The organism is Chitinophaga sp. 10T418 (assembly GCF_056394125.1).
Genome location: NZ_JBFTHG010000004.1, coordinates 154,834 through 167,698, shown reverse-complemented (window position 1 = coordinate 167,698; position 12,865 = coordinate 154,834). Strand labels below are relative to the sequence as shown.

Here is a 12,865-nt window from a genome sequence, read left to right as displayed (position 1 = left end):
TAAAAGCTAAATACTGCTAGTTAAATACTGGCATCGCGGGGAAGAAGAAGCCGGTGTAGGCAACACTTTTCTTCAGGCCACCACTGGAAGCATCATAGATGTAAAGTGCATTATCTTTATAATTGTCGCCATAGCCCGATTTCACATCTGTTACTACCAGGGTGTTATTACCAGGATTATATCTTACGGCGGCGCCAATCAGTTCGCGACCAGCCGGAATAGTAAGGAATGGAGTGGAAAGGGAGGTGCTATTACCTACGGTATATTTGTAGATTTCTCTGCCACCAGCTCCCCAGCTATTCGTTTTGCCAATGAATACTGCATTTTCAACAGAAGAGGCAGTCAGCATACCAGCATTCCATGCGCCCCAGGAACCGTTCACTGCAAATGGAACAGCGATGGTATCTACTCCCAGTGTTTGTGCATTAATGGCAAAGAGTGATTGACCCTCTGCAGCCCAGATACGGCCATCGGGTGTCATGGCAAAACCTACATCTGCCTTCTTAAGCACTTGTTTGGCCACACTGAAATCATTGATGTTTAATGCTAATACCCCATCTGTCTGAGACATTACAAATATATAGGCACCCGCCTTTGTCAGGCCACCTATTTGTCCGTTTACATTGTTTATTTTGCTACCTGCGGTCAATGCATTCAGGTTGATAGGATACAGACCATTAACAGTACCAATAAGACCAGTACCCGTATTTACACCCAGGAAGGAATTACCATTGGACGGCAGTTGATCGATACGACCGGTTTCTTTCATGGTGCCGGCGTCTGCTACTACCAAACCTGCTCCAGCTTTGGATACGAGGTAAATTTTATTATTGAAAACGGCGCCATACTCTGTAGTGGTGCCTAATGTTTTACCCGGATTATTACGTTGAAATACATGCTGGTAAACGGAATCTTCTCCGTTGCGGTAGAAGTTCACATCACCCGGCTCATGTCCAAACCAGCCTTCATTTACCAGGAAAAATCCATTTTCAAATTTACCCAGCACTTTTACCTGGTAGTAATAGCTGGCCATGGCATTGCCGGAAATTATTTTATAAGAGATGGTATAATCACCTCTTTCTGTTGCTGTAAACGTAAAGGTTGAATCAGTACTCTTCTGTACACCATTCACCAGCCACTGGAAGGTTGGATTTTTAACATCCGCCAGTTGAGGATTCAATACCCTGCTGTCACCAATATAGATCGTGTCTTTACCATTCTTTAAACCCGGAGCTACAATCTGAGGAACGACTACTTCTGCCTGGTTATCTTTTGAGCAGGAGGCTAAACCCGCTATAGATATGGCTGCTACAATAAAAGAAAGTTGGAATTTGCGTGAAATGCTGCGCATGTTTAGTTATTTATTTACGTATGTCTTGTTTTCGTATGGGTATTACAGTTAGTGACTGTATTGATGGTGCCTGTACAGAATGCTGATGCAGAAGAGGGAAATCCCTATAATAATTTAGAGATTTGGAATCAGACAAATGTAGTCATCTGCCCAATATCCAAATCTCTAAAAAACAAATTCAAAATATTATTGCGCAAAACGCAGTCTGCGTTTTACCACTTCAAAGCTGCCGAAGAAAATAGTGCTGTAGATAAGATTGCCAACCAGGGTATACCACATATAAGGGATCGCCTGGATATAGCAACTGCTGAACCCTGCCAGATCTTTAGTGTAAGGCAATCCGGTCAGCATATCGGTAGATCCGCTGATCCACACACCAAAGTTGGATACCAGGAAGTGAATGAGTGCAGCGCCCGCAGAACCCATCAGGATATTTACCACACTTGCTTTTTTGATCATCAGTTGTCCCAGTAATACGATCAGCACAAAGCTGGCGTAGTTCCAGATCCAACCCTTGTACAGTAAGCCATCTGCATATTGCTTATGAAAAAACTGCATCAGGATAATATCACTGATAAACAAGGCCAGTAAAGGAAAAGCATATGACTTCCACTTTTGTGAAAAGGAAGCCCCGCCAAATAAGGCCATAGCGCCAACAGGCGTGAACATAGCTATTGGTGACATGTTCGCATCAGCTCCCAACAAGACGCGTATTACACCTGCTGCCAGAATAAAAAGCAACAATACACCAAAGCGCGGATTAAGATTCTTTAAAGACATTATGTTGGTTTTAATGTTTACAAATTGACTGTGATGCCGGTGGTAAAGTTAAACCGACGTGAATTATAACCGGAAATATCAAAATACTGATAATCTGTAATATTTCTAAATCCGGCGAAAATTTTAAGCAAGTTACCAAATTTATATTCACCGTATAAATCCAGGGTATAATAATCCCCCATAGGTACTTTTGCTTCGAACCGCTGTCCGGTATACTTATATGTAGCCGATACATACAGGGCGGGGGTGGCCTGGTAGCCTAAAGTCGCATTCACCGCATGTTTAGGTATTCTGTACAGGTTGTAGTAAGAAGTATCTTTTTTATCCTGTGAAACGGTAATACGGCCATCTACATAAGTATAATTGGCGGTCAGTACTAATCCCTTTGTAATCAGCCAGCTAGCCTCCACTTCAGCCCCATAGGCCTTTTGCTTGTTGGCATTCCGATACTGGCTGACCATGGTGGCCGGATCATAAAAGAAGATAATCAGGTCGCGGGTTTCCCTCGCAAAGCCGGTTACCCGGAAGTCTAACCGGTTATGCGCCACATTGGCCTGGTAGCCCATCTCATAGCTGGTAGTGGTTTCTGGCTTCAGTCCGGTGTTGCCATACCCGTTTGTATATAACTGGTACAGGGAAGGTACACTGTAAGCAGAAGATATATTAACAAATAGTTTATGATGATCGTTGATCAGGTAAGACGGATTGATGGAAATAGTTTGGTTATTTCCATATAGGTTGTGGTAGTTAAACCGGCCGCCCAGTTCCAGGTTAAAGCCCCCGAGATTGTGTAACAGCAGGGAGGCATAGAGGCTGGTTTGATTGGTATGGGAGCTGTCCGGAGACAAAGAGGTGGTATCCGGCCTGGAGCTGTAGAACGACTGCAGATAGTCCTGCTGCTTCATATTTGAGCGGGTATACGAGGCGCCGCCAATCAGCCGTATCTGGCTCGTTACATCCCAGTTCACATAGGTTTCTACCTGGTGGGTATTAGCGGTAAACAGGGTGCTGTCAAATTTCGCATAGGCAGTAGGCACCTGGAAGGAAGAGTCGTTCACCACTGCGCGCTTGGTGCGCTGATAGCTGTACAGCACATGCCAGGATCCATTCTTAAAACGGTATTCACTACTGAAGCCATTCAGCAGGTATTTGGAGGTACCAGTATAATCTTTATCATCCACATAGCGATCTTCATCCAGGGAGTGATGATAATCGTTCCAGTTCAGCAGGTATTGAAAATTCCAGCGGGAGCCGGCACTCAGCCCCAATTTGGCAAATACGGCATTTTGCCGGAAGCCATCTTTATCAAAACCAGCCTTGCCGGTAGAATCATGTGCATCAGAAAAACCATCGGTCTTTTCATGCTTGTAGCTTACCAGGTAAGAAAAGCGTTGTATGTTGCCATGTACGTTTACATTGCCCTGGAAATCACGGTAGCTGCCGTAACTGCCGTTTAAGCCCACGCCAAATTTCTTATCTCCGCTTTTGCGGGTAATAATATTGATCACACCGGCTACGGCGTTGGAGCCATATAATGTAGACTGGCTGCCACGGAGTATTTCAATTCTTTCTACCTGATCCGGGGTAATAAAATTAAGGTCAAAGCTGTTGTTAGACTGAGAGGCATCACTAACTGGTAAGCCATCTACCAGGATCAGCGCATTACCACTGGCAGCACCACGCATAATCACAGATGGTACGGTGCCGGGTGTATTTTCGGATCCTATCAATACCAGTCCTGCCTGCTGGTTCAGGATACTGGCAATGCTCTTCCCGCTATTCTGTTGCAGGTATTCATGAGAAAGAATGGTAACTACTTTGCCGGTTTCACTGGCTTTTTGAGGGCCTTTGTTAGCCGTTACAGTGACCTCATTCAACTGACTAATCCGGCTGGAATCCTGTGCGATAGCGGCTACGTATAGCAGCGTAAAAAGAAAAGTCGTGTAAAGTTTTAATTGCATCCGCGAAATTTTTATGTAGAAAAACTAAAAATGCAGCGAAGATAAAAGTTAGGTTACTTCATCTACGCTGCATTTCTAAAAGCTAAAAGCTAAAAGCTAACTGCTAAAGCTTATCCCGGCATCCGGGAAATATATTTATCCATTTCTTTAATCTGGCTCACGATCTGCGCAGTGGTAGGCTTTTGTGCCTTGGCTCTGCGGAAGTATTCTTTGGCAGATTTGAAGTCACGACGGCTCATGGCAATGGAGGCCAGGGTTAACAGGGCGGCAGCCGTGTTTTCCTTGTCAGGTAAACCTTTACGCATGGCGATTTTCAGGTTCTGATCAGCCGTTTTCAAATCATTTTTCTGATAGGCGATGGTGCCCAGCTGAAAGTACTGCATGCCCTCGTATTCCTTCATCGGACTACCGGAGTTAATACTCTGACGGATAGTAGATTCAGCTTTATCGAGGTCATTGGAATACATGGCCATGTTGCTTTGCATAAAGTAATATACAGAGCGGATAGGTTTGTACAGCAGCTTAGGGAATTTCACCTGGTTCATCAGGGCAGTAGCCCTTTCAATATCTCCGGCTTCCACGGCTTCCTGTACCATTCTCATGGGACCAAACATCACGTGTGTAACCAAACATACCAGTGCCAGCACCAGCACAATGGTAGCTTCCCACCAGCCTACAGTTAAGCCCAGTGCAATACCGCCTGCTAATAATATAATACCTATTGGGAGGCGATATAGAATAAAAAAATTAAATGCTTTCATGAAAAAACAGTTCGTAAATCACTAATAGAGGGTGCAAAGATAAATAAAAAAAACACCTCATGGGTTTTCATTTACGACGTTTCAGATTCGCCATAGCAATAGCACTTAATATGATCACCACCCCCAGTATCTGTAGGGCAGATACGCTTTCATGCAGAAAAATGGTGGCCGCCAGCATAGCTACCGGCAATTCAGCCGCACTGAGGATAGCGCCCAGAGATACCCCTGTTTGCGGCATCCCTTTGGAAAAGAGGAAAGGAGGCAGTACCGTACCAAAGAGTGCCAGGGGAATTCCCCAGATCCATAGGTTGGTACCGGAAAAGCGGCCGTTAAACAGATAAAGCGGGGGAAAGATCAGGGAGATAATTACAAAAGCGCCGGTAACCAGCCACGCGCTTTTCAACACCGGCCCAAGCGATGCGGCTACCCGGCCACTCACCACAATGAACACGGTATAACATATGGCCGCCAACATCCCAAAGCCTATTCCTTTCCAGTTAAGAGGCGTTTCTCCTGCGTTGAATATCCCGCCTGCCAGCAATGTACCACCCAGAATAAAAAATACCGCCAGCCACTGTATAGGAGAAGGTCGCTTTTTGTAAATAACCCACTCCGCGAGCATGCTCATCCAGGTAAACTGCATCAGCAGTATAATGGCTACACTAGCCGGAATATATTGTACACTCTGATAATAAGTAATGCTTACCAAACCGGTGGAACTACCCAGTATAAAACAGGTACGTGCATCCCTATTATTAAGTCCATATGTTTTACGGCCCGATAATAAATGAAGTATCCATAATACCAGCATGCCGAATCCCGCCTGCACACTGCACAATTCTCCCAATGTATATCCCTGGTGATACCCTGATTTAACGATCGTTGATAATATCCCAAAGCTGCAGGCACCTAATAGTACCAGCAGTATGCCTTTCCACATAACAATTGTTTTAGGGTGCGAAAGTAGATGAATTTTGTGTTACTCCCTTTGAACAGGAGTAACACAAAATCGGTTATTTCTTTTTCTCCAGATTAGGTAAAAGTGCAGTGAGGATTCCTATTAAAGGAAGGTACGCACATACTTCATATACATAAGAAATACTGGTGGCATCGGCTAAGCGGCCCAGTAAAGCAGAACCTACACCAGCCATACCAAATGCAAGACCAAAGAACAGCCCGGCAATCATGCCTACTTTACCTGGTACCAGTTCCTGCGCATATACCAGGATAGCAGAAAATGCAGAAGAGAGTATAACGCCAATGAATACACTTAATACAGCAGTCCACATCAGGGTAGCATGTGGCAGCAATAAAGAAAACGGTGCCACACCCAGGATAGAAATCCAGATCACATATTTGCGGCCAATACGATCACCGATGGGTCCACCAATGAAAGTGCCTGCTGCTACGGCAAACAGGAAGATGAACAGGTATACCTGCGCACTTTGTACTGATACATGGAAACGATCCATCAGGTAAAAAGTATAGTAGCTGGTCATGCTGGCCATGTAAAAATATTTGGAGAAAATCAGCACCAGTAATATACCCAGGGAGAAAACAATCCGTGTGTTAGACAGGGTAGGCTGATCCAGCTGCTGTACTACTTTCTTTGGCTTAATACGATGCGTGTTGTTCAGGTACCATTTGCTGATGTTCAACATGATCACAATAGCAATTAACGCGGCTACGGAAAACCAGATCACATGGAATTGACCGAATGGTACAATCACCATGGCGGCCAGTAAGGGACCAAGTGAACTACCGGCATTACCACCTACCTGGAATAATGACTGCGCCATACCATGCTTACCACCGGATGCCATGTAAGCCAGTCTGGATGCTTCGGGATGAAATACTGCCGATCCAATACCTACCAGTCCTACGGATACCAGTACCATCGGGAAGCTATGCGCCATAGACAAACTGACAAGTCCCATCAGCGTAAAGCCCATGCCAATGGCCAGTGAATAGGGTTGCGGCTTTTTATCAGTGTACAAGCCTACCAGTGGCTGTAGCAAAGATGCCGACATCTGGAACGTGAGGGTAATTAAACCTACCTGTGTAAAATTTAGTTTCAGTGAATCCTTCAGTACAGGATACATAGCGGGGATGAGCGACTGCATGGTGTCGTTCAGGAAGTGGGTAAAGCTTAATGCCAAAAGGATAGACAGCACCGTTTGCTGTGCTACCTGCTGTGCAGCGGCTTTGGGCTGATCGGTAAATGTTGTTTCCATTTCTGTTCTTTTGAGATCAGATCATCTGATGTTTAAGGGTAAAAAATTATTTAAGCTGGTGATGGTTTTATTTCCAAAACCAGTGCTGTTAAGGTTAAGTATATATCTTTTTGTAAGCTGGACAGGCTTGCGTCCAACGCCTTTTAAATAAACAAAAACCAATTCAAGCTAACATGGATCCAAAGCACGCCTCCATCACTAAATACTTCGCGGCACGTCACTGATTTTGGTGGCCCAAACCAGTGCCCTCTTTGGATCTTTATCTATAATACTTTGCAAGAGCGCATCATGGTAATGCTGGGTTGTTATGAAAGTATTCGTGTTGGTATAACGCAACAGAAACGAATTCTTTAAGTGTTCTGATACGGTTCGGTACAAGTCGCGCATGATCTCATTCCTGCCCGCTTCCGCGATCGCATTATGAAAATTGATATCCGCCTGTATACAAGGTTCTAGCTGATTACTGGCGGCATATTCAAAGCGCTTCTTCAAAAAGCCCTTCATTTTTTCTATGTCTTTGTTATTGCGATGCATCGCTGCCTTCTCCGCAATTTTTACTTCCAGTAAAAAACGCACTTCATTCAGGTCTTCAAAATCTGCACGTTGCAGCCGCTGCGATAAAGCCTCTCCGGGGCCTGACTGAGACAATACAAAGGTGCCGAGCCCCTGCTGTACACGTACCAGTCCTCTGTGCGCCAGTATTTTCACGGCCTCCCGGATGCTGGATCGCCCAACGGAAAACTGTGTCATCAGTTCTGGTTCCGTAGGGAGTTGCTGCCCCACCACGTATTTGCCGGCAACGATTAATTCCTGTAGCCTGTCTGCTACTTCCTCAGCCAGACTGAGTCGCTTTAAAGGAGAAATGTTTAAATTCGTCATATCATCTGATGATTGCAAAGATAAGCGCTTTTTTATTTTTTTTATTTTTTTGAGAAGATTTTTTGGGAGATTGGTTCCTGAAAACAGATGGATACACTGCTCGATACCTTGCGAAACTGGCCTTCCTGGCTGCTATGGGTTATTTTCCTGGTGGAGAATACTGCTATTTTAATAGGAGTACTTGCCTGGGGGAACAAATTGCAGCGGAAATCCCGTCACATGTTTGCCTATACCCGGCGGCAGTGGCGTATTGCAGCCGTTACCACTATCCTCAATACCGCCATCACCTATGCAGGATACTGGTTATGGACACAGGATACCATCCGTCTCACTACCGCTTTTTCAGGCAGGATCTTACTCGATGCGGCCTTCCTTTTTTTCGCCATGGATTTGCTGATGTATGTATTCCATTATGTGATTCATAAAACGCCCTTGTATCAACTGCTGCATACCTTACATCATAAAGCTATTGATCCGGAACCGATAGATCTGTTTATTTTGCATCCACTGGAAACACTCAGTTTTGGTGCTTTATGGCTGCTGTTATTATTATTGTTTCCGCTGAATATTTATGGCATTATCATCTACCTGGTCATCAATGTTATTTTTGGTATGACGGGGCACCTGGGAATGGAACCATTGCCTGAAAAGATGCGTCAGTGGCCGGTGCTGAAGTATCTTGGTACTTCCACTTTTCATCATACACATCACCGGAATGAGCAGTGTAACTTTGGATTTTATACCAGCATATGGGACCGTGTCTTTCACACATTTAATCGCTGACAATAACACATTCATCACTTTCTGCTTTGTTCTCTGTAGCAATAAGTTTATTTTGGCCAACTGCTTATAAACATCAACCGCTATATGAGAAAATTGATTTTATCATTATCCTTATTCATTACTTTTCGCGCCTATGCACAAGATGCGCTGAAGTACCAGGCTCCTCCTGAAAGTATACTGCAATTAGCCATGGCTGCACCTCCACCACAAACGGACTTTAGTAGTAAAGGTGATGTGATGCTGGTGATGGATCGCGCTACTTTCCCAACAATTGAAGAATTATCACAACCGGAATATCGTTTGGCCGGATTGCGTATTAACCCGGCGAACTTCGGACCCAGCAGGGGTAGTTATGTGACAGCTATTCGTGTTAAAGATATCAAAGGCAATAAAGAATATGCGGTATCCGGACTTCCTGCCAATGTGCGCATCAGCCATGTGAGCTGGTCGCCTTCACAAAAAAGTATTGCATTTACCGTTACTGATAATAACGCCATTACTTTATGGAAAGCAGATATTGCTACGGGGGCAGCTTCCCAGCTAAGTAACCGCCACCTGAATGATATTGCAGGACCGGTGTTTACCTGGATAGATGATAGTCGTATACTGGCATTAGCTGTTCCTGCTGCCATTGGCAACGCGCCGGAAAAACCGGTAGCGCCGGAAGGCCCTACAGTACAACAAACCAGTGGAAAAGCAGCGCCGGCAGCTACTTTCCAGGATATGCTAAAGAATCCATACGATGAAAAACTGGTGGATTATTATTTTCAATCTGAACCGGTGATCATCAGCAATAATACAGAACAGGTAATCGGTAAAGCTGCTATTTATACAACAGTTGCTCCATCACCCGATAATCAATACCTGTTGGTAGGAAGTCTGCACCGCCCGTATTCATACCTGGTGGGCGCCGACCGCTTCCCAACAGAAACAGAGATCTGGAAAATAAATGGGGAACTGGTAAAAAAAATAGCCAGCAATCCATTGGACGAAGTAAGACCCAAAGGTTTTGATGCTACCAGCAATTATCCACGTCATTTTTCCTGGCGCAATGATGCTGCGGCTACTATCTGGTGGGTGCAAGCCCTGGATGGTGGCGATCCTAAAAAAGACGTGCCTTTCCATGATGTGGTGAATATACTTCCGGCGCCGTTTACCGCCGACCCAACAGCATTGGTAAAAACAGTAAATCGTTTTGCAGGAATCAGTTGGGCCAATAGTCAACTGGCCTTGGTGTCTGATGCCAACAGCACACAACAAAAAACAAGGGTGAGCCGCATTGATCCTTCTCATCCGGAACAGGCTCCGGTGACCATTATTGACCGTTCTGAAAATGATCGTTATAATGATCCGGGAAATCCGGTAATGATGAAGAATCAGTTTAACAGGTCCGTATTATACATTTCCCCTGCACATGAATTGCTGATGACCGCGCCGGGTGCATCTCCTGAAGGAGATCGCCCTTTCCTCTCGGCATTCAACCTGGATAACAGTAAACAACGCATCCTGTGGCGCTCACAGGCGCCGTATTACGAACAGGTAGCGAGTGTGATAGATCCGGCCAAACTCGTAGTAGTGGTGGCACGTGAGTCTGTTACATCTCCCGTAAACTACTACCTGCAGGACCTGAAGAAAAAAACATCCGTGGCCCTTACGGCATTTCCTCATCCGCAGCCGCAATTGAAAGGAGTACAGAAACAACTACTGAAATATAAGCGTAAGGATGGGGTAGACCTCACCGCCATGTTATACCTGCCGGAAGGCTATGATCCAGCTAAAGACGGTCGCCTGCCAGTGCTGATGTGGGCCTATCCGCGTGAATATAAATCTGCCAGCGATGCCGCACAGGTGCGTGGATCTGCCTATAGATTTACCCGTGTAAATTATGGTTCTCCCATTTTCTGGGTAACCCGCGGTTTTGCGATCATGGACGCCACCGAAATGCCTATTGTAGGAGAAGGGGATAAAGAACCCAATGATACTTTTATTGAGCAACTGGTAATGAATGCCGATGCTGCAGTAAACAAGATCACTGAAATGGGGGTGGGGGATAAAGACCGCATCGCTGTTGGTGGTCACTCTTACGGCGCTTTTATGACGTCTAACCTGCTGGCACATACGAACTTGTTTAAAGCCGGTATTTCCCGCAGTGGTGCTTACAACCGCACCTTAACACCTTTTGGATTCCAGAATGAACAGCGTACCTATTGGCAGGCGCCGGAGGTATATTATAAGATGTCTCCGTTTTCTTATGCTGATAAGATCAAAGCACCTATTCTGATGATTCACGGCGAAGCAGATAATAACTCCGGTACTTTCCCGATCCAGAGCGAAAGGTTATACAATGCTATCAAAGGAAATGGTGGTACTGCCCGCCTGGTATTTCTGCCACAGGAAAGTCATGGCTATGCTGCAAAGGAAAGTATCCTGCATATGCTGTGGGAGATGGACGAATGGTTAATGAAATATGTAAAGCCTTAGGCTTTTTGTCTTGTTCAGGATGATACTAATTCAGATGATTACAGGAATTTTTAATCATCTGAATTAGTATCATCCTGAACAAGACAAAAAATCACAATAAGTAAAAAGTACCATTAAACCCCCTAATACCACAACCCCTTTAACAACTTCCGTTGTACCTTTGTCTCATCATGTCAAAGGCACTCATTCCAACATACGACATTTGTTCTCTGGCTATGGGAATGCCGGCATCTGAAGATATCCTGGTGGCCCGTTTTTCTGAATACCTGGCGGCACACAGGGACATTCATTTTCCTCACCGGCACTCATTCTATCATCTGGCGTTTTTTACTGCCGGGGATGGCAGTCATACCATTGACTTTGAACGTTTCCCGGTGAAAGCAGGGCAGTTATATTTTATGGTGCCCGGGCAGGTGCACAGCTGGTTTTTTGAAGGGCAGATAGAGGGCTATGTGATGAATGTATCCGCTGGTTTTTTTAATGCCTTTTTACAGGATGCAGCCTATGTGGAACGATTCCCTTTTTTCAGCGGCGTAAGCGCAGAAGGAGTGGTACAATTGCCTAAACCTGCCATTCCTGTGATAACCGCGCTGTTCGAATCCATGCTGAAGGAAATGGACGGAACGCAGGCCTACAGCCAGGACATGTTGCGACTACAGGTACTGGAAATGTTTATCGCAGTAAGTCGCGCCAGCAGGCAGGGACTATCCAAACAGGAGCCGCCGCATAATTACGTATTGCTGCGCAACTTCCGTAAACTGGTAGATCAGCATTATATGCAGTTACGGCTGCCAAAGGAATATGCTGCCCTGCTGTATGTAACGCCCAATTATCTCAATGCTTTTTGCCGGGATATGCTCGGGAAATCTGCCGGAGAAATTATCCGCGACCGGGTACTGCTGGAGGCAAAAAGGTTATTGATCAATGCAGATATGAGTATTGCTGCCATCGCCTGGCAGCTGAATTTTGCAGACAACTCATACTTCACCAAGTTTTTTAAAAAATACGCAGGAGTTACACCGGAGGAATTCCGGAAAAATATTTCCTGATAAATCTTCATTATATGTGTGCAGATAAAAACCATGAAAAACCCAACCTGCTGAAAAGCCTGTTGGGGAACAAGTGTGCCCGTTGCAGACGTGGATCTATTTATACCACCAACAATCCCTACGATCTGAAAAACTGTCTCAAGATGCCGGAAAAATGCCCGGTATGCGGACAGCAGGTAGAAGTAGAGGTAGGCTTTTACTACGGTACCGGCTATGTGAGTTATGCACTGTCAATAGCTGTATGTGTGGCGAGCCTCATAGCCTGGTGGTTGTTCATAGGTTTCTCTATTTATGATAACCGTATTTTCTGGTGGCTGGGGGTAAATGCTTTGTTGCTGCTGCTTTTGCAGCCTATGCTCATGCGTTGGTCCCGCACCATCTGGATGGCTTTCTTCGTGTATTACGATGAAAACTGGCACCAGGGCCCACCGGAAGGCACTGGCAGATCAAATGCAACATTTAAGAATGCGATATAATTAATGTGGGATTACTTTAAACAAATTGCGGATTTGCAGGTTATATACTGTGAATCCGCAATTTGTTTAAAGCAATCGCCCAGGGATGAACTAGCCAATTGATGTATGAA

At 45.1% G+C, this 12,865-nt stretch carries 11 protein-coding genes; 4 read left to right on the top strand and 7 right to left on the bottom strand.

Annotation, left to right across the window (positions count from 1 at the left end):
• Positions 1-16: 16 nt before the first annotated feature.
• The 7 genes from AC1DCV_RS12830 to AC1DCV_RS12800 form a co-directional block, all read right to left on the bottom strand.
• Positions 17-1,351, bottom strand: a complete 1,335-nt coding sequence (locus tag AC1DCV_RS12830) for a DUF5074 domain-containing protein (protein WP_477023533.1) — start codon at positions 1,349-1,351, stop codon at positions 17-19.
• 186 nt (positions 1,352-1,537) lie between these two features.
• Positions 1,538-2,131: a DUF6580 family putative transport protein gene (locus AC1DCV_RS12825; RefSeq protein ID WP_477023532.1), complete on the bottom strand. Its 594-nt coding sequence runs from the start codon at positions 2,129-2,131 to the stop codon at positions 1,538-1,540.
• A gap of 17 nt (positions 2,132-2,148) precedes the next feature.
• On the bottom strand, positions 2,149-4,092 hold the full coding sequence (locus AC1DCV_RS12820; RefSeq protein ID WP_477023531.1) for a TonB-dependent receptor plug domain-containing protein: 1,944 nt from the start codon (positions 4,090-4,092) through the stop codon (positions 2,149-2,151).
• A gap of 110 nt (positions 4,093-4,202) precedes the next feature.
• Positions 4,203-4,853, bottom strand: a complete 651-nt coding sequence (locus AC1DCV_RS12815) for a tetratricopeptide repeat protein (RefSeq protein ID WP_370908523.1) — start codon at positions 4,851-4,853, stop codon at positions 4,203-4,205.
• 67 nt (positions 4,854-4,920) lie between these two features.
• Complete coding sequence (locus AC1DCV_RS12810; protein ID WP_477023530.1) at positions 4,921-5,793, bottom strand: EamA family transporter; 873 nt, start codon at positions 5,791-5,793, stop codon at positions 4,921-4,923.
• A gap of 73 nt (positions 5,794-5,866) precedes the next feature.
• Complete coding sequence (locus AC1DCV_RS12805; protein WP_477023529.1) at positions 5,867-7,087, bottom strand: MFS transporter; 1,221 nt, start codon at positions 7,085-7,087, stop codon at positions 5,867-5,869.
• A gap of 198 nt (positions 7,088-7,285) precedes the next feature.
• Positions 7,286-7,966, bottom strand: a complete 681-nt coding sequence (locus AC1DCV_RS12800) for a FadR/GntR family transcriptional regulator (RefSeq protein ID WP_477023528.1) — start codon at positions 7,964-7,966, stop codon at positions 7,286-7,288.
• 87 nt (positions 7,967-8,053) lie between these two features.
• Here AC1DCV_RS12800 and AC1DCV_RS12795 point away from each other — a divergent pair, with 87 nt between their 5' ends.
• From AC1DCV_RS12795 to AC1DCV_RS12780, 4 genes are all read left to right on the top strand, one after another.
• A complete protein-coding gene (locus AC1DCV_RS12795; protein ID WP_477023527.1) occupies positions 8,054-8,749 on the top strand; it encodes a sterol desaturase family protein in 696 nt (231 codons plus the stop codon).
• 84 nt (positions 8,750-8,833) lie between these two features.
• On the top strand, positions 8,834-11,230 hold the full coding sequence (locus AC1DCV_RS12790) for a S9 family peptidase (protein WP_477023526.1): 2,397 nt from the start codon (positions 8,834-8,836) through the stop codon (positions 11,228-11,230).
• Between the two features lie 170 nt (positions 11,231-11,400).
• The gene (locus AC1DCV_RS12785) at positions 11,401-12,279 is read left to right on the top strand and encodes a helix-turn-helix transcriptional regulator (protein WP_477023525.1); all 879 of its coding nucleotides are present in this window, start codon (positions 11,401-11,403) and stop codon (positions 12,277-12,279) included.
• 14 nt (positions 12,280-12,293) lie between these two features.
• Positions 12,294-12,755: a DUF983 domain-containing protein gene (locus tag AC1DCV_RS12780; RefSeq protein WP_477023524.1), complete on the top strand. Its 462-nt coding sequence runs from the start codon at positions 12,294-12,296 to the stop codon at positions 12,753-12,755.
• Positions 12,756-12,865: the final 110 nt, after the last annotated feature.